Annotated in this window: 19 protein-coding genes and 2 tRNA genes; 11 read left to right on the forward strand and 10 right to left on the reverse strand. The window is 70.9% G+C overall.

The genetic code is table 11. The annotated features are described in order from the left end of the window. Positions 1-3: 3 nt before the first annotated feature. The gene (locus FB470_RS09385; protein ID WP_306990453.1) at positions 4-495 is read left to right on the forward strand and encodes a universal stress protein; all 492 of its coding nucleotides are present in this window, start codon (positions 4-6) and stop codon (positions 493-495) included. Positions 496-693: 198 nt separating this feature from the next. On the opposite strand, the gene FB470_RS09390 is transcribed toward FB470_RS09385, so the two are convergent. From FB470_RS09390 to FB470_RS09400, 3 genes are all read right to left on the reverse strand, one after another. After that, positions 694-2172 carry an NAD(P)/FAD-dependent oxidoreductase gene (locus tag FB470_RS09390; protein ID WP_306990455.1) on the reverse strand — a complete coding sequence of 493 codons (1479 nt, stop codon included), beginning with the start codon at positions 2170-2172 and terminating at the stop codon, positions 694-696. A 250-nt stretch (positions 2173-2422) separates the two neighbouring features. Then, positions 2423-3325 (reverse strand): VOC family protein, encoded by a 903-nt coding sequence (locus FB470_RS09395; protein WP_306990456.1) that lies wholly within the window; start codon positions 3323-3325, stop codon positions 2423-2425. A 79-nt stretch (positions 3326-3404) separates the two neighbouring features. Further along, a complete protein-coding gene (locus FB470_RS09400; protein ID WP_306990457.1) occupies positions 3405-5135 on the reverse strand; it encodes a helix-turn-helix transcriptional regulator in 1731 nt (576 codons plus the stop codon). A 549-nt stretch (positions 5136-5684) separates the two neighbouring features. On the opposite strand from FB470_RS09400, the gene FB470_RS09405 reads away from it, so the two are divergent. Continuing rightward, positions 5685-6248: a cadmium resistance transporter gene (locus tag FB470_RS09405; protein ID WP_370876457.1), complete on the forward strand. Its 564-nt coding sequence runs from the start codon at positions 5685-5687 to the stop codon at positions 6246-6248. 572 nt (positions 6249-6820) lie between these two features. On the opposite strand, the gene FB470_RS09410 is transcribed toward FB470_RS09405, so the two are convergent. From FB470_RS09410 to FB470_RS09430, 5 genes are all read right to left on the reverse strand, one after another. Then, positions 6821-6893 (reverse strand) — tRNA-Arg (locus FB470_RS09410). 42 nt (positions 6894-6935) lie between these two features. After that, a tRNA-Ser gene (locus FB470_RS09415) sits at positions 6936-7025 on the reverse strand. Between the two features lie 62 nt (positions 7026-7087). Further along, positions 7088-8764: a phosphatidylglycerol lysyltransferase domain-containing protein gene (locus FB470_RS09420; protein WP_306990458.1), complete on the reverse strand. Its 1677-nt coding sequence runs from the start codon at positions 8762-8764 to the stop codon at positions 7088-7090. 61 nt (positions 8765-8825) lie between these two features. Beyond that, positions 8826-10793, reverse strand: a complete 1968-nt coding sequence (locus FB470_RS09425) for an acetoacetate--CoA ligase (RefSeq protein WP_306990460.1) — start codon at positions 10791-10793, stop codon at positions 8826-8828. Positions 10794-10805: 12 nt separating this feature from the next. Continuing rightward, positions 10806-11432, reverse strand: coding sequence for a dienelactone hydrolase family protein (locus FB470_RS09430; RefSeq protein ID WP_306990461.1), 627 nt, complete (start codon positions 11430-11432; stop codon positions 10806-10808). 101 nt (positions 11433-11533) lie between these two features. Between FB470_RS09430 and hisC the strand changes: the two genes are divergently transcribed. Beyond that, positions 11534-12586 (forward strand): histidinol-phosphate transaminase, encoded by a 1053-nt coding sequence (hisC, locus tag FB470_RS09435; protein ID WP_306990463.1) that lies wholly within the window; start codon positions 11534-11536, stop codon positions 12584-12586. On the opposite strand, the gene FB470_RS09440 is transcribed toward hisC, so the two are convergent. After that, complete coding sequence (locus FB470_RS09440; protein ID WP_306990465.1) at positions 12576-13340, reverse strand: sulfite exporter TauE/SafE family protein; 765 nt, start codon at positions 13338-13340, stop codon at positions 12576-12578. The two genes, hisC and FB470_RS09440, sit on opposite strands and share 11 nt — an antisense overlap. Before the next feature lie 54 nt (positions 13341-13394). On the opposite strand from FB470_RS09440, the gene FB470_RS09445 reads away from it, so the two are divergent. From FB470_RS09445 to FB470_RS09475, 7 genes are all read left to right on the forward strand, one after another. Continuing rightward, positions 13395-14450 (forward strand): Rv2629 family ribosome hibernation factor, encoded by a 1056-nt coding sequence (locus FB470_RS09445; RefSeq protein WP_306990466.1) that lies wholly within the window; start codon positions 13395-13397, stop codon positions 14448-14450. Between the two features lie 118 nt (positions 14451-14568). Beyond that, complete coding sequence (locus FB470_RS09450) at positions 14569-15003, forward strand: ATP-binding protein (protein ID WP_306990467.1); 435 nt, start codon at positions 14569-14571, stop codon at positions 15001-15003. Then, a complete protein-coding gene (locus tag FB470_RS09455; RefSeq protein ID WP_306990469.1) occupies positions 15000-15806 on the forward strand; it encodes a SigB/SigF/SigG family RNA polymerase sigma factor in 807 nt (268 codons plus the stop codon). Before FB470_RS09450 ends, FB470_RS09455 begins: the two co-directional genes overlap by 4 nt. A 41-nt stretch (positions 15807-15847) precedes the next feature. Then, a complete protein-coding gene (gene ligD, locus FB470_RS09460) occupies positions 15848-16792 on the forward strand; it encodes a non-homologous end-joining DNA ligase (RefSeq protein WP_306990471.1) in 945 nt (314 codons plus the stop codon). Next, entirely contained in the window at positions 16789-17676 is an 888-nt protein-coding gene (ligD, locus tag FB470_RS09465; RefSeq protein ID WP_306990473.1) for a non-homologous end-joining DNA ligase, read from the forward strand. Before ligD (FB470_RS09460) ends, ligD (FB470_RS09465) begins: the two co-directional genes overlap by 4 nt. A gap of 9 nt (positions 17677-17685) precedes the next feature. Next, the gene (ku, locus tag FB470_RS09470) at positions 17686-18747 is read left to right on the forward strand and encodes a non-homologous end joining protein Ku (RefSeq protein ID WP_306990475.1); all 1062 of its coding nucleotides are present in this window, start codon (positions 17686-17688) and stop codon (positions 18745-18747) included. Between the two features lie 209 nt (positions 18748-18956). Next, a complete protein-coding gene (locus FB470_RS09475) occupies positions 18957-20438 on the forward strand; it encodes an adenylate/guanylate cyclase domain-containing protein (RefSeq protein ID WP_306990477.1) in 1482 nt (493 codons plus the stop codon). Here FB470_RS09475 and FB470_RS09480 read toward each other — a convergent pair. After that, complete coding sequence (locus FB470_RS09480) at positions 20435-21442, reverse strand: beta-ketoacyl-ACP synthase III (RefSeq protein ID WP_306990478.1); 1008 nt, start codon at positions 21440-21442, stop codon at positions 20435-20437. The genes FB470_RS09475 and FB470_RS09480 overlap by 4 nt on opposite strands. A gap of 119 nt (positions 21443-21561) precedes the next feature. Between FB470_RS09480 and FB470_RS09485 the strand changes: the two genes are divergently transcribed. Beyond that, positions 21562-23271: a winged helix DNA-binding domain-containing protein gene (locus tag FB470_RS09485; RefSeq protein WP_306990480.1), complete on the forward strand. Its 1710-nt coding sequence runs from the start codon at positions 21562-21564 to the stop codon at positions 23269-23271. Positions 23272-23288 lie beyond the last annotated feature (17 nt).

Raw genomic sequence — 23288 nt, forward strand, 5'->3', positions numbered from 1 at the left:
CCCATGACCGTGATCGTCTGGATCGTCGAGGGCACCTGGATGGCCTGCGTCGATGCCGCCGCAACGCTGGCACCGGCCGACTCCGACATCGCGTTGCTCCACGTCACCGTCGAGGAGATCCCCGCCGCCGCGCACGGCGCCTACACCGGCCTCCTCGGTCGCGGCCACCCCGACCGCGACCCCGGCCGGCACGTCGAGGAACTGGCAGCGAGCGCGGCCAAGCAGCTGCTCACCGCCGCCGCGCACCGCCTGCACCGTCCCTCGACGCGGCTACACCGCCGGGGACGACCCGAGCAGGAGGTACTCGACGCCGCCAAGGCCGCCGAACTGCTGATCCTGGCTCGCGACGGCGACCGCAGCCGACCAGGCCCGAAAAGCCTCGGCCGGGCCAGCCGGTTCGTCGTCGATCACGCTCCCTGCCCAGTGCTGCTCGTCTGGCCACAATCGGCGCCCGATACCAGCTCGATCCCACCCGCGCCGCCACACCAACGCTAAGCCTCCCCCATCGTGGTGATCAGGGGTCGGCAGATGGCCGCGCCGCCGAGTGCCGTCACTTCCCGCCGATAGTGATCACGGTTGTGTCCGCTGGGTGCTGTCCAAATCCACGGACGAACGATTGACGAAGGCCTTGCGTGCGGTAGCCACCGGGGGCAGCTCCGCTAAGATCACGCTGCCTGAATCACCGTTCCTCCTTCACCGCACCTTGCCGTCGGTTCTGGCCGGGAGCGTGGCTGGGGGTTGCCTGGCTGAGCGGGAGTGGGCCGAGGATGGGCGGCGTAGAGCCGCTTGCAACATGGCTGAATCAGGGGTGGGAGGTTGTATGTCGCTCTCGCTCTTCGAGATGGCGGTGAGAATATGGGGGTCGGAGTAGATATCCGAAGGGCTGCGGAGCATGCCCATGAGCTCCCAGTAAGCGCGAAACGCGGTGGCGTCAACAGCGGCCGCCGCCCGCAGCTGGGCAAAGCCGACCGGGTGGTCACCACTCGCCCGAGGAGCGGGCGGGGTACCGAGGACAACGTGACGCAAGGCGGCGAGCCTGGCCAGGTCGGTTCTGGCCTGGTCCTGGTAGTACGGGGCGACGTGTTCTGCGATCCGGGCGTCGAGGGCGAGGGTCTGCGCGATGGCGTCGTCGGGATGTTCGGCGAGTACGTCGGTGAGGTCGGCGGCTCCCCATGCGGCCAGGCTCAATCCGCGCCCGAAGGTGGGGTTGGTGGTCGACACCGCGTCGCCTACCGTGAGCAGGCCCGTGGCTAGCGGTGCTCCGTCGACGACGAGGCGGCGGAGCGTGTTGTGGGGTGCGACCATCTGGCGGACCGGGCTGATCGGATCCAAGTAAGGCATCCACGGGGCGTGGGTCGGCAAGGCGCGCAGCACCGCGTCGTACGCGTCCTCATGCGCCAGGGGCCGGTAGCGGTGGTCCGCGGTCAAGGGGGCCACGGCGGTCTGCACGGCCCCGTGGTCGGAGCAGAACAGCACGGCCGTGAACTCGTCGAAAGCCGTTACCACCCGGGTGTTGAGAGGGCCGGGCAGGGCGGCCTGGGTTCGTAACCGGTAGTGGCGTCCGTAGTAGGTGACGCCGCATTCGGCCGAGAGTTTCTCGGCTGGGCGGGCGCCGTGGTGTTGGAGCCACTTGTCGATGGGTGAGCGTCGCCCCGAGGCGTCGACGACCAGGTCGGCTGGTATCTCACCCTGCGCGGTGCGCACGCCGCAGATGTGCGGCACCGGGCCGGCCTGGGCCGACAGGCCGCTGACCCGCTCGGCGCGGATCTCAAGACCGTCCTGGCGGGCGGCGGCTCGGCGCAGGACCAAGTCGAAGGTGGATCGCCGAGCCATGATCGTGGCGAGCCGTTCATCGCCCGGTCGGGCGGGCAGCTGGCGGAGTGTCGGCGGCCGCCGATCCGCCAGCGGGGCCTCGATGGCTCCGGCACGGATCAGGTCGGCCAGGACATCGGGTAGCCGCTCGGCCAGAACGAGGCGGCACCGGCTCATGACGATGTGGGGCTGCACGGCTTGGGGGGCGCCTGGCCGGTAAGCCTCTTCGGCGGCCGTTTCGACATCGGGCACGGGAGCCAGGTTGTCCTGATCAAAGACGACGACGTCGTGGCCTTCTCGGGCGAGCATGAGCGCGGAAAGCAGCCCGGCTGGCCCGCCGCCCACTACGGCTGTCCGCATGACCCCACTCCTCTACTCGACGGGCCAAGCGGTGCGGAACAGGCGGCTACCAGTAGGGGCAGCAGGACCCACTCGGCCAGGGTATGCCGGGATATCCCTCCGAACACGTCGGCGGAGATGCCCAGCACGGGCAGCGCCGCCAGGCTCACATGCAACGCGGCCCTGGGCAGCCAGCGGTTCGGCGCGAGCGGATGCTTCTGCCGGCTGTCAGCTGGCACGACCCGAGATGGAGGGGCCGAGAGTGCGGCGGTCACCGGTTCGTCCCCACGGTTGGTGAGCCCAGGCGGCCGCCGGCAGCCAGGGCGTCGTGGATGGAGTCGAGGAGGCCGTCATGCCCCCACGGTGTTTCGTCGCAGCTGCCCGGAATCCAGGTGTCGTCCACCGTCCGGCCGCCCCAGCCGTACTCCAGGCGGAACCGCGACGGTGAGGCGAAGTAGGCGCTGATGGTGCCGTCGGGTGGGTGGTAGCCCAAGGCGACCGACTGGTTGACACCCTTCTGGCGGGCAGAGTCCATGGCCCGGCCAAGGTCATGGATGCTTTCGGCTTGCACGAAGAGGTGGTCGATACCGGTGATGCCCACGTCGAAGAGGACCAGGCTGTGATGGCGGCCGCCGGCCCGCAAGAACGCGGCGCCGATTCCGGGCATCTGCTCTGAGATCCGCAAGCCCATCACGTCGCGATAGAACCGCAGGGACGCATCCAGGTCGGTGACGCAGAGGGCCACATGGCCGACCCCGAGCTCGCCGGTGACGAAGCCCGACACCCCCGCCGCCGGCTCGAACTCGCGGTCCGAGCGGGCGACCGGTGTGGCGAACTCGACCCGGTTACCTGATGGGTCAGCACACCAGAGCAGCCGATCGACACGTCTGAGGTCGAGCTCTGCGGGCGTGCCCTCCCGAAGGCGGACGCCGGCGTCGTCGAGGCGGTTCGCGGTCGCCTCCAGGGCGGCGGGGGTGGGCACTTCCCATCCGAGATAGCCGAGGCCCGATTGCCCGGCTTCGACGATGATCCGCTGGGAGCGCTCATCGGCACGTAGGCGGACCGCCCCCGACACGTCCTGTTCGGGCCTGAGCCCGAACAACTCGGCGTAGCCGGCCCACTCCTGCGGGGCTTCGGCGTTGATGCCGACATATCCCAATGCCGTTGCCGTCATGATCTCCTCCTATTTGCTGCGTACCACCGTGTAGGAGGAGCATGCGGCGGCCGGGCCCGGCTGCCATCGGGGGTTTCCCCTATCGGCCCCCGATCCTGACCAGGGCGGCGGCCACCTCACCCCGCCGGCGCAGCCCCAGCTTGGCCAGGATCCGCCCCACGTGGTGCTCGATCGTCTTGGGACTCAGATACAGCCGGCGGGCGATCTCCTGGTTGGACAGCCCGGCCGCGACGAGGCGGGCCACGTCCAGCTCCCGCTCGGTCAGCTCCGCCAAGGCGGAGGTCCCGCCGTCGGCGACCCGGGCACCGAGGGTCCGAAGATGCGATCGGGCCGCGGCCGCGGCCATTTCGGCGCCGAGCCGGTTGAAGATGGCCAAAGCAGCCCGGGCCTCGACCTCGGACCAGGACGCATCGGTGCTGGCGACGACCCGAGCGAGCTCGAGGTGCACCGCACCCGCCAGTAGCGGCCTCTCGACGTCCCCCAGGCAAGCGAGCGCGGCCTCGCATTCGGCCGCCGCCGCTTCGGACTCCCCGCGGGCGGCTGCCACTCGGGCGACGGCGAGGCGGGCCTCGGCCGCCAGCGACGAAATCTCGGTCTGCGACGCCGCCAAGGCCAGCGACTCGGCCGCCTCCGCTGCCCGATCCAGGTCTCCGCCGGCAACGGCCGCCTCCACGACCAGCGCCCACAGTGGCACGGCCCGCAGCCGGTCCCCAGAGATCTTGCGAAGCGCGGATAGGGCCGTAGCCACCGCCCGGTCGGCCTCCCCGCGGCCCAAAGCCACGCGGCAGGACGCCTCGGCCAGTTCCAGCCGGTCCTCCCAGCCTTCGAGCAGCGCGGCGGCTTCTTCCACGCGCCCTTGAAGAACCCGCAGCGACACCAAGCTCGACAGGCCCTCCCAGAGGGTCACCGGTGAGGATCGCCGCCCCGCTTCGACCGCCTCTTGTAGCAGAACCTCAGCTTGATCCCATCGACCGCACGTGCAGAGGGCCGCGCCGTACTCGCTGCGGCAATGACTGACCTGGTAGGCGGCCATCGTCAGACCACGTTCGCTCCAATGTTCCTCGAACAGGCGGGTCCACTCCCCGGCCCGGGCGGCATCACCGGTCCGGGCCGCGGCCGACAAGATGGCACAGAACACCGCCGACGTCATCCGCGGATTCGCCACCTCGCCGGCCGTGACCGCCGCGCCCGCCTCGTCCAGGCGGGACAGTCCCTCGGTGATCCGGCCAGCGGAGACCAACGCCAGCCCGCTGTCGGCCAGGGCCCGCACTTCCAGATCGACATCGTCGAAGTCGCGAGCGATCCTCAGGGCCCGCTCGGAGGCGGCCGTCAGCGCGTCGATGTCTGACTCCCAGCAGGCCAGCAGGGCCAACTCCAAGTACCCCTCCTCCAAGCACGGGCCGTGCTCCGCGGCCAGCCGCCGGCCTCTGGCCTGCCAGCCCTTCGCCGCCGCCAAATTTCCGAGGAAGCCGTAATGGACCCGAGCCAGGCCGGCCGCCACCCGGATGGCCGACGGCCGTTGGCCTGCGTTGCGGTAACCACGGAACGCCCGTTCAAGCCAACCCCGCGCCCCCGCAGGATCACCTCTGGCCTCTGACAGCTGAGCCCTGGCCTCGTCGACTTCCGGTACTTCGGATTCGGCCGCCGCGCTGGCCAACAACTCGTCAGCTTCAGCCAGGTCACCCGCCTCCAGGGCGGACCGGCCCGCGTCGAGCGCCCTGCGCCACTCCAGGTCCTGATTCTCGCCGCGACTCACCCGCGCCACGCCCAAGATGGTATGGGACCCGAACAGCGGGCGGGCGACGGTCACCTGAGTCACGGAAACTTCGGTGTCCCGTCGACTGCCCGCAAGTCGACCATGCATGGACACAACACAGCCTCCCTGGGCTTTCGCCCGGATCAGGAGGCGTCGAGTGACCGTCGGGGTGACAGGATTTGAACCTGCGACCCCTTGACCTTTTTCGGGTCTTCGGTGACCTGCGGCGGGGTGGCGATGTGGGAGGCATTGGTGGGCGACGCCCAGCCGACGACCATTTGCACGTAAGTCAAAGCAGTGATTCCTGGGGAGATGGAAGCTCAGATTGGCGTCGAGTCGCCCGTCGACGCGATATCCGGCTTGATCGCCGACAGTCTGCTGGACTTCTTCGAGATGCGCCTCAAGCCGGGTGTCACACTGCCCCAGTAGTTTCGTGAACTCGCTGTCCGCTGCCATCTGTACCGGATTTGTACCGCCGGAGAGGTTGCAGCGGAACAAAGAGGCGTTCAGCCGCTTTCGTGTAACTTCGACGACGCGGGCTGACGCGTAGCGGTGAGGCAGGTGCGCGGAGTGGAGTGGGGGCTACTGGGGCAGGCCGCAGGCATGTTCGCGGCGACCAATATTGATGACATGTTGGTGCTGGTGGTGTTTTTCGGCCAGGCGGCGGGCAACCGCTCGGCGGCGCTGAGGGTGACGCTCGGTCAATACCTCGGTTTCGGTGCGATTCTGCTGGTGTCGGTCATCGGCGCACTGGGTGCGAGTCTGCTGCCAGAGTCGATCCCCCCATATCTGGGGCTGCTGCCGCTGCTGCTTGGGCTACGCGCGGCGTGGAAGGCGTGGAGAGACCGGCACGCGACAGCGGTCGGGGGCGGCAAGTTGAACCCGGGAGCGGGGATACTTCAGGTCGCGTCCGTAACCTTTGCCAACGGCGGGGACAACATCGGCGTCTACGTTCCGGTGTTCGCTGTTGCCAGTATCGGCCGGATGGTTGGCTACGTTGCCGTATTCCTTACCGGACTCGCGCTCTGGTGCGCATTGAGCTGGTTTCTGGCCAGCCGCCCTCTGATCGCCCGGGCACTGTCCCGTTGGGGCCATATCGTCTTGCCGGTCGTGCTGATCGCCATCGGTGTGGTCATCCTGCTCGAAGGCGCGGCCTTCGGCCTGTGAGCCGTGGTTGGTGGTCATCCCGTCGCCTGATGGCGTCTCGATCACGCCGTGTCGGGGCCGCAACCTCCGTGCTCAACCGCCGGCCGAACTTGCGGCCCCAGCGCGGCGTGGTACCCATCAGATCAGGCGACGGGATGACCACCAAGCGCCCACCCTGCCAGCGCAACCGGGCCTGCACTCCCCCGGTCATCCCGGCGCCTGCCTGCCCGGCGAGGGCATCGTTGTTCTTCCTCTTGCGGCGGCTGCGGGGCCGCCCGGCCTCCGTCGAACCGCCACGCGGGACCGGCCCCAGCCGCACGCCCGCGTCTGGCGGTTCGACAGGATGAGGGCCGGGTCAGCGGCCCCGCAGGGGCCGCCTTGATGACCTGAACAACTACATGGGCCGCGGACAGGCCTCCTGGGCGAGTGCGAATGCTCTCAACGTCGTGATCGTCGACAAGCCGGCATCGTGAGGCAAAGTTGGCGATAGCTTGGCAACCCGGCCTGACACTCCTTCCGCCTTGATCGACCCCGGACAGCAAGAAGCCCCCTGTCGCCAGGGGGCTTCTTGGTACTGCTGTCTCAACCAGACGCGCGCCCGAAGGGATTCGAACCCCTAACCTTCTGATCCGTAGTCAGATGCTCTATCCGTTGAGCTACGGGCGCTTGTTCAGTTTTCACTCTAGCACTCGGGGTCCGAGTGCCTTGCGGAGGCTCCGGGATTTGAACCCGGGAGGGGGGGTTACCCCCAACCGCATTAGCAGTGCGGCGCCATAGACCAGACTAGGCGAAGCCTCCCGGATCACGACCACTGCTGAGATAGCGTACACAGCCCCCGAACGCCCCGGCAAAGGACCCCCTCATCTCCGCAACAACCGCCGCAACCTGGGGGAACGTCCGGCCAGCCCTTCGGCCTCGAAGACGGCCACGCCGACGCGCAGGAGCTCCCGGACGCCGGGGTACACCAGGTAGCGCGGCACCCACGCGGGCCGGAACTTGGCGTTGAACCGGTACAGCGTCTCGATCTGCACCCAGTGTGACATCCATCCCAGGAACTTCGCCGACGCGCGCGCCACCGGGCCGGCTCCGATGCGCCGCCCCTGCTCCATCAGCTTCCGGAACGCCGCGAAGTTCAGCGAGACGTACCTCACTCCGTGATCGCGCGCCGCGAGCAGGAGTTCGGAGATCATCAGCTCGTTGATGCCGTTGTCGGCCGTGCGGTCGCGGCGCATCACGTCCAGCGACAGCCCGTCCGTCCCCCACGGCACGAACTGCAGCAGCCCGCGCACGACGCCCTCGTGCTCCGCGGTCACCAGCACCGATCCCGGATCACCCATCCGGCCCAGCGCCATCGAGAACCCGCGCTCGGTGTCGCTCCCGCGCCACTTCGCCGCGAGCGACTCCAGCTCGGCCAGCTCGCCGTCGGCCAGGTCCTCGGCCCGTCGCACGCGCACGCTGTAGCCCGCGCGCTTGGTCTTCGCCACCGCCTGGCGCACCCCGCGCATCGCGCGCCCGTCCAGGGTGAAGGTCTCGGCGTCGACGACCGCCTCGTCGCCGATCTCCAGCACGTCCAGGTCGAACCGCGCCCACGCGGTCGCCCCCAGCTCCGAACAGCCCATCGCCGCCGGAACCCACCCGTGCCGGCGGCACACGGCCAGGAACTCCTCGATCGCACCCGGCCAGGCCTCGTTGTCGCCCAGCGGGTCGGCCGAGGCGATCGCCGCCCCGGCGATCACCCGGTACGTCACCGCCGCCTTGCCGGACTTCGAGAACACCACGAACTTGTCGTCCCGCAACGCGAAGTAACCCAGCGAGTCCCGCGCGCCGTGCTTGTCCAGCAGCGCCCGCAGCCGCGCCTTGTCGTCCTCGCTCAGGTGCGGCGCCGGCTCGGCGGAGCGCAGCAGGAAGTACGCGGCGAGCAGCACCGCACCCAGCCCGAACAGCAGCCCGACCGTGGCGACCAGGTCGTCCATCCACTCGACGCCGAACACGGCCGGCCCGCTGATGCCGAACAGCGCCAGCGCCGACTCGGCCATCCGGTCCGGGAACGGCAGCGGCTCCACGATCCGCGCCGGGGACACCGACAGCAGGGCGACGTTGATCACGAACCCGGCCACGAGCAGCTGGACGAACACCCGCAGCGCGACCCACTTGCCGGTCACCGGGTCCGGCTGGGCGACGAAGTGCCGCCGGTTCAGCACCAGGGTCACGGCCAGCGCGACCGACACCACCCCGGCGCCGAACACGTGCTGCAACCCCAGGTGCGACAGGGCCAGCAGGACGCTCGCCGCGAGCGCGAGCTGCCAGGCCCGGCGCTTGCGGCGCTTGAGCCCCGACGCGAGGAGGATCAGCAGGACGCCGACGGCGAGCACGACGGCCGCTCCCGCGGTGCTCGCCTCCTGGGGCAGCTCCAGCCACTCGGCCACGTGGCCGCGCATGCCGCGCCGCCCGGCGGGCACCACGACCGAGACCACCGCCAGCAGCCCGACCAGCCTGGTGACCCAGGTGATCGCGAACACCGACGCCACCCCGGTCACGCGCCAGACCGCGGTGGCGTGCCGCTCCCCTGCCAACGACCTCCCGGTCAACCCCTGCCCCCTAACTCCCCCTGGCCAGCTCGACGAACGGCTCCAGCGCGGCCGGGTTGGCGAGCGCGTCCCGGCTGACCGCCCGTTCCGGCGCGACGCCGGTCAGGATCTTCTTGACCGGCACCTCACACTTCTTACCGTTCAGCGTCCGCGGGACCTCCGCCACCTCGACGAACCGGTCGGGCACGTGCCGTGGCGACAGGGCGCGCCGCAACTGTGCACGCAGTTCCGGCTCGACGGCGGCAAGATCGGCGCCCGGAGCCATCACGACGAAACACAGCAGCTCACCCTCCGTATTCCCCGCGCGCGTGGTGTCGATCACCAGCGAGTCGGCGATCTCGTCGAAGCCCTCGACGACCCGGTAGAACTCGGCGGTGCCCATCCGCACGCCACCGCGGTTGAGCGTGGAGTCGCTGCGGCCGTAGATCACCGCCGAGCCGCGCGGTGTGATCTTGATCCAATCGCCGTGGCGCCACACGCCCGGGTAGGTGTCGAAGTAGGCCTCGCGCAGCCGCGACCCGTCCTCGTCGTTCCAGAAGAACACCGGCATCGACGGCATCGGCTTGGTCACCACCAGCTCGCCGACCTCGTCGACGATCTCCCGCCCGTCCTCGTCGAACGCCGTCACCGCCGCCCCGAGCGCCCGGCAGGACAGCTCGCCCAGCCACACCGGCACGTCCGGCGCGGCCGCGACGAACGCGGCGCACAGGTCGGTGCCGCCGGACACCGAGCAGATCTGCACCGACCGGCCGACCTCGTCGGCGATCCAGCGGAACCCGTCGTCGCTCAGCGGCGCACCGGTCGAGCCGAGCGCCCGCAACGCGGACAGGTCGAAGTCGGCGCCCGGGTGGACGCGGGCCTTGAGACAGCTCTGGATGAACGGCGCGGACGTGCCGAAGTAGGTGATGCGCTGCTCGGCGGCCAGGCGCCACAACCGGTTCAGGTCCGGGTGGCCGGGGCTGCCGTCGTACATCACGATCGTCGAGCGCGCGAGCAGCCCGCCGAGCAGGAAGTTCCACATCATCCAGCCGGTGGTGGTGAACCAGAAGAACCGCTCGCCCGGCCCGAGGTCCATCTGCAGCACCGTCGCTTTGAGGTGCTCGAGCACGATCCCTCCGTGGCCCTGCACGATGCCCTTCGGCAGCCCGGTCGTGCCGGACGAGTAGAGCACCCACAGCGGGTGGTCGAACGGCACCGGCTCGAACGCCATCTCCGCGCCCGCGTGCTCGGCGAGAAGCGCGTCCCAGCCGAGCGCACCGTCGACCGTGCCGCCACCGGCGTAGTCGACGAGGACGGTCGCGGCCAGCGACGGGATCTGCTCGCGCAGCTGCCCGACCGTCGGCCGGACGTCGAAGGACCGTCCGTTGTAGACGTAGCCGTTGATGGCCACGAGCACCTTGGGCTCGATCTGGGTGAACCGGTCGCTGATCGCCCGGACGCCGAAGTCCGGGGAGCAGGACGACCAGATCGCGCCCAGGCTCGCGGTGGCGAGGAACGCGACGAGCGTCTGCGGGCAGTTCGGCGCGAGCGCGACGACGCGGTCGCCCTTGCCGACCCCGAGCGCAACCAGCGCCGCCCGGGCCGCGGCCACCTGCTCGCGCAGTTCGCGGTAGGTGAGCCGGGCGGTCAGGCCGTCCTCGCGCTCGAAGATCACCGCGAGGTCGTCGTCGGCGCCGGTCAGGGCGTGTTCGGCGTAGTTGAGGGTGCCGCCGGGGAACCACCGCGCGCCCGGCATGCGCGCGTCGGCGAGGACCGCGCTCGGCCGGGCGTGCCAGCGGAGGCCGAGGAACTCCGCCGCCGCGCCCCAGAACTCCTCGGGCCTGTCGACGGAGAACCGCCACAACTCGTCGTAGCCGGAGACGGCCACGTCACGCTCCGCGCGCAGCCAGTCGCGGAACGCCTGGATGCGGCTCGCGGCGACCCGCTCGGGGTCGGGGCGCCACAACACTTCCGGGGTGTCAGCAACATCGGTGGTCACCCCGGGAGCGTATTAGCGGAGGTGGGCGTCGAACCAGCTCAACGTGCGCTGCCAGGCCTCGACCGCCGCCTGCGGGTCGGCGTCGAACCGGTGGTTGGCCCCCGGGTAGCGGACGACGTTGGTGGCCACGCGCGCTCCGGCGGCCGCCTCGCGCAGCTTCTCCACCTCGGCGGCGCTCAGGTCGTCGCCGGCGTCGCCGTACAGGCCGAGCCACGGGCTGACCAGCTCGCGCGCGATGTCGATCAGCGCCGGCTTCTCCGCCACGCTCTGCCCGCCGACGCTGACCGCGGCGCCCAGCTTGCGATTCGCGGCGACCAGCAACGCGGCCGTGCCGCCCATGTCGAACCCGACGACGCCCAGCAGGTCGGCCGGGACACCGCGGTCGACCAGCCAGGCCAGCGCGACGTCGGTGGCGGCCAGCACCCCCTCCGGCGTGGGCTCGTCCTCGAGGTGCGGTGCGGCGGCCAGCCAGCCCTCGGCGGCCAGGCTCGCGATCAGCAGGCGCACACCACCGGTGACCCCGCCGACCTCGTGCAGCACGACGAGTCCGCCCCGGACGACGTTGTCGGGTTCGGCGAACGTCAGGTCGATCGCGCGGCCGTCGTCCCGCTCGTGGTGCTCGGTGTGCGTCTGCGTCATCGCACTACTCAACCATCTCCGGGTGAACGGGAGTCAACACCGAATGTGGTCGAGTGTTCGGGATAACGTGGCAGCAGCGCGTTCGACCGAAGGAGCCAGCCATGTCCGTCCAGACCCGTCCCGATCTCGGCTCGCTGCCCGCGTACGTCGCCGGGCGGACGGTGCCGGGGGCGATCAAGCTCGCGAGCAACGAGTGCCCCGGTGGCCCGTTGCCGAGCGTGCGCGCCGCGATCGCGGAGGCGGCTGCGGACGTGCACCGCTACCCGGACATGGGTGTCACCGCGCTGGCGGACCGGCTGGCGCGCAAGTTCGGCTTCCCGGTCGAGCGGATCGCGGTCGGCTGCGGCTCGGTCGCGTTGTGCCAGCAGCTCACGCAGGCCCTGTGCGTGCCCGGTGACGAGGTCGTCTTCGCGTGGCGGTCGTTCGAGGCCTACCCCATCGTCACGCAGATCGCGGGCGCGACCTCGGTGAAGGTGCCGCTGGACTCCTCGCACGCGCACGACCTGGACGCCATGCTCGCCGCGATCACGCCCAGGACGAAGCTGATCTTCGTCTGCAACCCGAACAACCCGACGGGCACGGTCAGCCGGCGCGAAGACCTGGTCCGGTTCCTCGACCAGGTCCCGCCGCACGTGGTCGTCGCGCTCGACGAGGCCTACCGCGAGTTCGTCGCCGACCCCGACGTGCCGGACGGGATGGAGTTCGCGCGCACCCGCGACAACGTGGTGGTGCTGCGGACCTTCTCCAAGGCGTACGGGCTGGCCGGCCTGCGCGTCGGTTACCTGGTCGGGCCGGAGTCGCTGACCGAGATGGTGCGCCGCGTCTACATCCCGTTCAGCGTCAACTCACTGGCGCAGATCGCCGCGATGGCGTCGCTCGACGCCGAGGACGAGATGCGCGAACGCTGCGCGGAGATCATCACCGAGCGGCAGCGCGTCGCCGACGAACTCACCGCCGCCGGCTACGAGGTACCCGAGACGCAGGCCAACTTCGTGTGGCTGCCGCTGGGCGAGAAGGCGCTCGAGTTCGCCGAGCACTCGCTGGCGAACAAGGTGGTCGTGCGGGCATTCGCCGGTGACGGCGTGCGGATCACGATCAGCACCCGTGCGGAGAACGACGCGTTCCTGCAGGCGGCGTGCAGCTTCACCGGTTGATCAGCAGCTGCACGATCGCGGCGATGCCGACCACGACGATCACGCCGCGCAGCACCGCGGGCGGCAGCCGGCGCCCGATCTTGGCGCCGAGCTGCCCGCCGGCGGTCGACCCGACGGCGAGCAGCGCGACCACCGGCCAGCTGACCGGGGCGATGAACGCGTAGATCACGCCGGCGACCACGTTCACGACGGCGGCGAGGACGTTCTTGATCCCGTTGAGCCGCTGCAGCGGGTCGGTGAGCAGCATGCCCATGAACGCCATGAGCATCACGCCCTGCGCCGCGGTGAAGTAGCCGCCGTAGATGCCGACCAGGAAGATCAGGAAGAACAGCAGCGGGGTGTGCGCACGGCCGCCGTTCCCGGCCTCGCGACGGCGGGCGACCCACGCCGACACCCGCGGCTGGATGATCACCAGCACCACGGCGAGACCGACGAGCACCGGAACGACGGTCTCGAACGCGTTGGGCGGCAAGGAAAGCAGCAGCACCGTGCCGCAGATCGCCCCCAGGAACGACGGGACCGCGTAGCGGGCCACGCGGCGCCCCTGCCCGGTCAGCTCGTGCCGGTACCCGATCGCGCCGCTGATCGTGCCCGGCGCCAGCCCGATCGCGTTCGAGGTCGTCGCGGTCACCGGCGAGTACCCCAGTGCGACCAGCACCGGGAACGTCACCAGCGTGCCGGACCCGACGACCGTGTTGATCGTGCCGGCCCACACCCCGGCCAGGAACACGAGCAGAGCCTCCCACCACGTCATCCCCTCATGAAACAGCGGCGTTTCACACCGGGTGCACCCGGGTAAGAAGCGGGCATGGACACGACGACGCTGCGCCCCCTGGTGACCGCGACGGGTCCGTTCACGTCCGTCTACTTCGAGGACTCGCACGACACCGAAGACGCCGAGAAGCAGCTGGAACTGAAGTGGCGTGAGCTCAAGGACGCGCTGACCGCCCAGCACGCGCCCGACGGTGCCGTCAGCGCACTGGAGTCGGCGATCCTGGACGGCCCCCGCGCGACCGGCCGGAGTGGTCGCGCCCTGCTCGCCGCGGGCGGCGAGGTGCTGGTCGACGAGCACCTGGCGAATCCGCCCGCCGCCACCATCGCCCGGGTGTCCGACCTGCCCTACCTGCTGCCGCTCGCGCGCTACGGCGAGCTCGGCCTGCCGCACGTGGTCGCCGACGTCGACCAGGTGGGCGCCACCGTGAAGGCCTACGACGCGCACGGCCGGGAGGTCGCCTCGGAAGTGGTGACCGGCCAGGACCACCCCGTGCACCACACGCGCGGCGGCGGTGAGGCGCACCACCGGATGCAGCACCGCACCGAAGAGGTCAAGCGGCACAACGTGGCCGACGTCGCGGCCGCCGTCGCGCGGCTGGCCGAACGCACCGGCGCGGAGCTGATCGTGGTCGCCGGTGAGGTGCAGGGCCGCACGGCCGTGATCGACGAACTGCCGGCCGCCGCGAAGTCCCGCGCCCGCGAAGCCACCCATTCCGACGTCGCCGACGAGCTGGCCGAGGCCGTGCGCCAGCGCGTCCTGACCGACGTCGTCGAACGCTTCCACGGCGCGCTCGACCAGCCGGACGGCCTTGCGGTGCAGGGACTCGAGGCCGTGACCGCCGCGCTGCGGGAGGCCAATGTGGAGACTCTCCTCGTCGGTGACCCCGGCGAGGACGTGGTGTGCACCGGATCGAGCCCGGCGCAGATCGCGCTCGGCGAGGAGGAGCTCAAGGCCTACGGCGCGACGGAGGTCCACCGGTGCCGTGCCGACGAGGCGGTTCCCGCCGCGGCGATCGCCGTGGACGCGGACCTGGTGCACGTCGACGAGGGGCTCGTCGAGGGGTTCGGCGCGATCCTGCGCCATCGGTGAGGAGAACAGGCAAATCCGCAGCTACGGAAAGCTTCCGAACGGTAACCGGACCGAGCGAACTTACCTCGTTCGAGGCATGATGGTCCCGGAGAATCACTCGAACGACGGTGAGGTGAACGTGACGGACTGGGAGCCACCGTCCTTGCGCGCGCAGAACGAGATCGAACTCTGGCTCGGTGCCGACCTGGCGCACCTGCCGATCGTCCGATCGGTGGTGGCCACGCTGGCCACCCGCGCCGACTTCGACCTGGACTCGATCGCCGACCTGCGGCTGGCCGTGGACGAAGCGTGCTCGACCCTGATCACCAGGGCCCTGCCCGGTTCGACCATGCGCTGCCGCTTCGTCGTCGAGAGCGACGAGTTGCGGTTCCAGGGCACCGTGCTGAGCGACAGCGGCAGCGCGCCGAGCACCAAGTCGTTCGGCTGGCGGGTGCTGAGCACGCTCACCGACTCGGTCGACACGCACGTGAAGTCGAACGGCCAGGGGCACCAGGTGGACATCGAACTCGCCAAGCGGCGCGTCGTCGTCGACGTCCCAGGGGCAGGCGCGTGACCGGTTCCCGGACCGAGCCGACGCAACCCACCTCTTCGAACGAATACGGGCACCTGGCCCCGCTGTTCGAGGAGCTGGCGAGCCTGCCGGCCGATGACCCCCGCCGCGCCGAGCTGCGCGACGAGCTCGTCACCGGGCACCTGCCACTGGCCGAGCACATCGCGCAGCGCTTCTCCGGGCGCGGTGTGGCGAAGGAGGACCTGGTCCAGGTGGCCACGGTCGGGCTGATCAACGCCGTCGACCGGTTCGACGCGAGCCGCGGGTCGGACTTCCTGTCCTTCGCCGTGCCCACGGTGATGGGCGAGGTGCGGCGGCACTTCCGCGACACGGGCTGGCTGGTGCGCGTACCGCGCCGGCTCAAGGAACTGCACCTGTCGATCTCGAGCGCGAGCACGGAGCTGGCGCAGCGGCTGGGCCGGGCGCCCACGCCGAGCGAGATCGCCAACCACCTCGGCGTCAGCCAGGACGAGGTCTACGAGGGCCTGGAGGCGGGCAACGCCTACCACTCGATGTCGCTGGACGAGGTGCTCTCCGGGGACACCGAGAACCTCGCGCTCGGCGACACGCTGGGCGAGGAGGACGCGGGCCTGGAAGGCGTCGAGAACCACGAGGCGCTGCTGCCGCTGATCCAGGACCTGCCGGAGCGCGAACGCAAGATCCTGGGCCTGCGGTTCGTGCACAACATGACGCAGACGCAGATCGCGGAGCGGATCGGCGTGTCGCAGATGCACGTGTCCCGGCTGCTCGCCCGCACCCTGCAGCGGTTGCGCGAAGGGCTGACCGAGCAGGACGGGGAGTCCTGACCTGCGGTTTTGCGGACTGCTCCGCAGGGTAACCGGCGATCATGACCGATCCCGGGTGGCGCGCGCCGATGCTGGCCACGCTGACCCAGCAGCCGTTCTCCCGCGAGAACTGGCTGTTCGAGCGCAAGCTCGACGGGGTCCGCGCCATCTGCTCCCGTGACGGTGGCGCGCCCGTGCTGTGGTCGCGCAACCACAACGACATCAGCGACGGGTACCCGGAGCTCGGGGAGGCACTCGCCGAACGCGGCGCCTCCTCCTTCGTCGCCGACGGCGAGATCGTGGCGTTCGACGGCAACCAGACCAGCTTCGCGCGGTTGCAGCAGCGCATCCACCTCACCGACCGGCGGCGCATCGAGGCCACCGGGGTCGCGGTGTACCTGTACCTGTTCGACCTGCTGGTCTTCGACGGCCACGACATGACCGGGCTGCCGCTGCGGCAACGCAAACAGCTGCTGCGCAGGGCGTTCGACTGGGGCGGCGCGCTGCGCTACGCCAACCACCGCAACACCACCGGCGAGGAGTACTTCGCCCACGCCTGCGCCCACGGCTGGGAGGGCGTGATCGCCAAGCGCGCCGACGCCCCGTACCGGTCCGGCCGGACGAACGACTGGCTGAAGTTCAAGTGCGTCAAGGAGCAGGAGTTCGTCGTCGGCGGGTTCAGCGCGCCGGGCGGGGCCCGGACCGGGTTCGGCGCGCTGCTCGTCGGCTACCACGACCGCGGGCGGTTGCGGTACGCGGGCAAGGTCGGGGCCGGCTACACCGAGACCACGTTGCGTGAGCTGACCAAGCGGCTGACCGGGCTGGAACGCCGCCGGTCACCGTTCGACGAACCGGTCCCCGAGCGCGGGCCGCGGTGGGTGGAACCCGAGCTGGTCGTGCAGGTCCGGTTTTCGGAGTGGACCGGGGACGGCAAGCTGCGGCATCCTCGGTTCACGGGTCTCCGCAACGACAAGCCGGCCGCGGAAGTGGTCCGGGAGCAGCCGTGAATCCGGACGAGATCGAGGTTTCCCGGCCCGGGAAGGTGCTCTACCCCGACGGGCCGGTGACGAAGGGCGACGTGGTGTCGTACTACCGCCGCGTCGCCGACGTGATGCTGCCGCACCTGCGCGGCCGCCCGCTGACGCTGCGCCGGTTCCCGGACGGCATCGGCAAGCAGGGCTGGTTCCAGAAGGAGGCATCGGACTTCTTCCCGGACTGGATGCGGGTCGAGGCGGTGCCGACGCGGGACGGCGGCTCGGTGCACCACGTGATCTGCGACGACGCGGCGACGCTGGTGTACCTGGCGAACCAGGCGGTGCTGGAGTTCCACGTCTGGACCTCGACGGTGCACGATCCCGGCCGCCCGGACCTCCTGGTGATCGATCTGGATCCGCCGCCCGGGGTCGGGGTGGCCGAGCTGCGGCGGGTGGCGCGCCGGTCCCGGGACGTGCTCGGTGCGCTGGGGCTGTCGGCGTTCGTGCAGGCCACCGGTGGGCGGGGGTTTCACGTCGTGGCGCCGCTGGACTGCACGAGCGGCCACGACGAGGTGTTGTCGTTCGCCCGCGAGGTGGCGGACTTCCTGGCGGCGGAGGACCCGGCGCGGCTGACGACCCAGCCGCGCAAGGACAAGCGCGGCGACCGGATCTTCCTGGACGTGAACCGCAACGGCTACGCCCAGACGTTCGTCGCGCCGTACTCGCTGCGGGCCCGGCCGGGTGCGGCGGTGGCGACGCCCCTGGACTGGGCGGAGCTGGGGCGGGTGTCGCCGGACGGTTTCGACGTGCGGCGAGTGCCCCGTCGGCTGGCGCGCAAGGCCGATCCGTGGCGTGAGCTGGGGGCGCACGCGGGTTCGGCGCGGAAGGCACTCGACCGGTTGCACCGGCTGACGTAGGAGGCGTTCATGGCGCGAGCGATCTGGAGCGGCGCGATCAACTTCGGCCTGGTGACGGTGCCGGTGGAGCTCTACAGCGCGACCGAGGACCACACGGTGCACTTCCGGCAGTTCGAGCGCGGGACGTCGGACCGGATCCGGTACAAGCGCGTCAACGAGCGGACCGGCGAGGAGGTGGCCTTCGAGAACATCGTGAAGGGCTACGACCTCGGCGACGGGGACTACGTGCTGGTCGAGCAGGAGGAGCTGGACCAGATCGCGCCCGGCCGGTCGCGGTCGATCGACATCGAGTCGTTCGTGGACCTGGAGGACATCGACCCGTTGTACTTCCAGAAGAGCTACTGGCTGGCGCCGACGAAGGAGGAGTTCGGGCGCGCGTACGGGCTGCTGATGCAGGCGATGGCGGAGACGAAGAAGGCCGGCATCGCTCGTTTCGTGATGCGCGGCAAGGAACACATCGCCGCGGTGCGCGCCGGCGCGGAGGGCGTGCTGGTGCTGGACACGTTGTTGTTCGCCGAGGACGTGCGGGACCCGTCGAAGGAGCTGAAGAAGCTACCGGAGAAGGCTTCGCCGCGGGGGCGCGAGCTGGAGATGGCGGTGGCGCTGATCGACTCGATGGCCGACGACTGGAAGCCGGACGCGTTCCACGACCAGTACAACGAACGGGTCCTGAAGCTGATCGACGACAAGAAGGCCGGCCGCACGGTGTCGGTCGAGGAGGCGCCCGCGGAGCCGACCAAGGTGGTCGACCTGTTCGAGGCGTTGTCCCGCAGCGTGGAGAAGCGGAAGGGTTCGCCGGGCGGCAAGGCCTCCTCCGGCGACGGCAAGGCCTCCAGGGGGAGTGGCAAGGCTTCCTCGGGTGGTGGCAAGAAGTCCTCCGGCGGGGGCAAGGCAGCGTCCCCGAGCCGTTCCCGCAAGGCGGAGCCCGACCTGTCCGAGCTGAGCAAGGCCGAGCTGGACCAGATGGCCCGGGAACTCGACATCAAGGGCCGGTCGAAACTCAACCGAACCGAGCTGGAAACCGCGATCCGCGAGGCGACCCCCGGCCGTTCGCGCAAGCGCGCCTCCTGAGAGCAGCGCACTTTCGCGCCATCGCCGCACCGTCCGGCTACGCCGGGCGACGCAACCGCGCTCCCGTCCACGGCCGCCCCGAGCGTCGGCGCACCGTCGCCCCCTGACGTGTCGCCACGTCCCGCCTCGCCACCGCCCAACGCGCCGACCCAACGATCCATCCCCCGAACACCGCGCTCCCGCCACGCCGGGGCAATACGATCACGGACGTGCCCAAGTTCGCCCAGCTCGCGAAGTTCCGCGTCGTGCTGCGCACCGGGCTGGGGTTCGTGGTGCTCGGCGTCGGATCGAGTGTGTGCGGCGCGGCGGCCGTCGGGTTGCTGCTGTTCCTGCAGGGCATCCCCGCCGAGATGGGCGGCCGGAACTGGGTTCTGCTCACCTGCGCCGCCGCGTACGTCCTGCTCTCGGTGCTCGTCGGCTCCGCGTGGACGGCCCTGCTCCACCGCCGCACCGCGGTGTGGTTCGCGCAGGGGCGCCGTCCGGACGCGGCCGAAGCGCGCCGCGCGCTCCGGCTGCCCCGTGACCTCGCCCTGGTCAGCGGCACCCTCTGGCTGGGCGGCACCGTCGTCCTCGGCACCCTCACCGCCGTCCTCGGCTCCGCGCTCGACGCGCTGGGCGTCACGCTCGCGGTCGGTCTCGGCGGGCTCCTGACCGTCGGCCTGATGTACCTGTTCGCGGAGTGGGTCGCGCGCCCGATCCTGATCCGGGCGCTCGAAGTCAGCCCGCCGCGCAACGCCGTGTCGGTCAGCGTCCTGTCCCGGCTCGCGATCACGTGGGCGGTGGCCAGCGGCGTCCCGCTGCTCGGCGTGCTGATCGTGGCCGCGCCGCCGGACATCGGGAAGGCCGACCAGACCGCCAGCCTGATCATGCTGTCGATCGTCGGTCTGGTCTCCGGCGCGATCGGCACCGCGCTGCTGGCCCGCGCGGTCGCCGCGCCGCTGCACCGGCTGCGGATGGCGGTCGGGCTGATCACCCGCGGCCGCAAGGACGTGTCCGTGCGCGTGGACGACGCCAGCGAGATCGGTTCGCTGCAGGTGTCGGTCAACAGCATGGTCGCCGGCTTGCGCGAGCAGGACCGGCTGCGGGACCTCTTCGGCCGTCACGTGGGCATCGACGTGGCCCGGCACGCCCTCGAGCACGGGGCCTCCCTCACCGGTGACGTGCGGGAGGTCGCCGCGCTGTTCGTCGACGTCGTCGACTCGACCGCGCTGGCCTACCGGCTGCCGCCCGAGGAGATCGTGCGCAAGCTGAACCGGTTGTTCGACAGCGTGGTGTCGGCCGTCGACGCCCGTGGTGGCCTGGTCAACAAGTTCCAGGGCGACGCCGCGTTGTGCGTGTTCGGCGCGCCGACGCGGCATTCCGACCCGGCCACGGCGGCCCTGTCCGCGGCCCGCGCCATCCGGGACGCGGTGCGGGAGGCCGGGGAGCTGGACCTCGGCATCGGTGTCGCGTGGGGTCGGGTGTTCGCGGGTCAGCTGGGCAGCAGCAGCCGGCTGGAGTACACGGTCATCGGCGACGCGGTGAACGAGGCGGCGCGGCTCACCGAGCACGCGAAGCACGTCCCCGGCCGGGTTCTCGCCAGCGACACCGTCTGGTCGGCGAGCTCACCGAGCGAGCAGGCGCTGTGGACCCGGCACGAGGCGCTCCACCTCCGCGGCCGGGAGGCGCCCACGAAGACCTGGACGAACTAGGCCTCGCCGCCGGGTTTGACGTCCGGCCAGGTCAGCAGGGTCGACCCCCACGTGAGGCCGGCGCCGAAGGCGGTCAGCAGCACCCGGTGGCCGGGCTGCAGGTCACCGTCGTCGCAGGCGTCGGCCAGGGCGAGCGGGATGGACGCGGCGCTCGTGTTGCCCACGCGCTCGATGTTGGCCACCACCCGGTCGTTCGCCAGGCCCAGCTGCTTCGCGGTGGCCTGGAGGATGCGGATGTTGGCCTGGTGGCCGACGAACCGGTCGACGTCGCCCACTTCGAGCCCGGAGCGGGCGAGCACGGCGCGGGCCGATTCGGCCATCCGCGCACAGGCGTGCCGGAACACCGCCGTGCCCTGCATCGTCAGGTAGTGGTCGTGGGGGTTGTCCGACCGGCGCTGTTTGACGCCACCGGCCGGGACGATCAGCAGGTCGGCGTGCTCACCCTCGCTGTGCAGGTCGAACGGCCCGAGCGCGCCGGGCTCGTCCGCGTTGCCGGCGCGCAGGACGACGGCGCCCGCGCCGTCGCCGAAGATCGGGACCGTGCTGCGGTCGGCGGGGTCGCAGTAGCGGCTGAAGGCGTCGGCGCCCACGACGAGGACGCGGCCGGCCACCCCGGCCGCGATCAGGCCCGCGCCCGTGGCCAGGGCGTAGATGAACCCGCTGCAGACGGCGTTGACGTCGAACGCGGCGACACCACTGAGCCCCAGGGCCGAGGCGACCTGCGGGGCGCTCGCCGGGCACAGCTGGTCCGGGGTGGCGGTCGCGAGCACGACCGCGTCGACGACGTCGGAACCGGCGCTGCGCAAGGCGTTGCGGCCCGCGCCCACCGCCATGTCCACAGTGGACGTGTCCGGGTCGGCGATGCGACGCTCGCCGATTCCCGTGCGGGTGCGGATCCACTCGTCGGAGGTGTTCAGGTGCCGGGCGAGGTCGTCGTTGTCCACCACCCGCGGCGGCAGCCAGGCTCCGAGGCCGGCAAGGACCGCGTGGTGTCCTTCATGCATGAATCCCTTGTAGGGGCTACCCCTGGGTAGACCGGTGAGTTGTGTTCCAGGTCACAAAACCAGGCCCGGAAAGGGCTACGCGGACCGGAACTGTCATGGGTAGGTTCTAGGGTTCGGCCATGCCGGAGACGCTCGGGCCGCGGGCCCTGAACCGCGCCCTGCTCGCCCGCCAGCTGTTGCTGCGACGGGCGAAGCTGACGCCACTCGAGGCGATCCGTCACCTGTGCGGGCTGCAGGCGCAGGCGCCCTTTCCGCCGTATTACGGGTTGTGGTCGCGGCTGCACGGGTTCCGGCCGGAGCAGCTCGGACAGCTAGTGCTCGACCGGCAGGTGGTACGGATCGCGCTGATGCGCGGAACGGTGCACCTCGTCGCGGCGGACGACTGGGGGTGGCTGCGCGCGGCGGTGCAGCCGCTGTTCGATCGCGACATCCGGACGAACGCCTCCTACGCGAAGGCCCTGGCGCCGCTCGACCTGTCCGCGGTGGCCGCCCGGGCCAGGGCCCTGCTGGCCGAGTCGCCGCGCACGCCCGCTGAGCTGGGCAAGCTCCTGGCGGAGCAGTGGCCGGACACCCCACCGGCCGCCCTCGCCCACGCGGCCCGTGGCCTGTTGCCGCTGGTGCAGGTCCCGCCACGCGCAGTATGGGGCCGCAGCGGCCGAACGACGCTGGCCCACGCGGAGGACTGGCTCGGTGTCCCTCCAGCCCCCATCTCCGGCGCCCAGCCGCCCCACTCGGCCCAACCCACCGCCCCGCACCACCCACAGCCGCCCACCACCCACGACGCCCTGCCACCCCGGTCAGCCCAACCCGCCGCCACCCAGCACCCCCGGCCGCCCACCACCGACGACGCCCTGCCACCGCAACCAGCCCAACCCACCGCCCCGCACCACCGACAGCCGCCCGCCACCGCCGACGCCCAACCGCCCCACTCTGCCCATTCCGTCGCCACTCAGCACCCACAGCCGCCCGTCAACCACGACGGCCTGCTGCCCCAGCCGGCCCAATCAACCCCCACCCACCACTCACCGCCATCCGCCACCGCCGACGCCACGCCACCCCAGCCGGCCCTTTCCCACCACCCACAGACGCCCTCCAGCCACGACACCGTGCCGCCCCAGCGGACCCAATCCACCCCAGCCCACCGCTCACGGCCGCCCGTCACCCTGGACGGCCTGCCACCGCAGCCAGCCGAATCCACCGCCACCCACCACCCACAGCCGCCAGCCACCGCCGACTCCCTGCCACCCCAGCCGGCCCAACCAGCCCCCACCCACCACTCACAGCCGCCATCCAGCCCAGAGGTCCGGCTGGCTCAGCTGGAGGAGCTGGTCCTGCGATATCTGGCGGCGTTCGGGCCGGCGAGCGTGGCCGACGTGCAGGCCTGGAGCGGGCTCACCCGGCTCAGCGAAGTGGTGGACCGCCTGCGTCCGCGCCTGTGCGTCTTCCGGTCCGAGCAGGGACGGGAGCTGTTCGACCTGCCCGACGCCCCACGGCCAGATCCCGCGACCCCGGCGCCACCACGGTTCATCGCCGAGTTCGACAACCTCCTGCTCTCGCACGCCGACCGAAGCCGGGTGCTGCCGGAAGGCGCCCGCAAGCGGGTGTTCGGGGTTCCGAACGGTGTGTTCCCGGGCACGTTCCTCGTCGACGGCCTGGTGCGGGGCACCTGGCGGATCACTCGCGAGCGTGGCGCCGCTTCATTGGAGATCGAGCCGTACGGGCGAATCTCCACAAAGGACAGGGCGGCACTGGAGAGCGCCGGGGCGCGGCTGCTGCGTTTCGCTGCCGGCGAAGTTGCCCACGACATCCGCTTCATGCCCCTCGAGTGAGTCCGGCGCCGGCCCGG

The organism is Amycolatopsis thermophila (assembly GCF_030814215.1).
Classification (GTDB): domain Bacteria; phylum Actinomycetota; class Actinomycetes; order Mycobacteriales; family Pseudonocardiaceae; genus Amycolatopsis_E; species Amycolatopsis_E thermophila.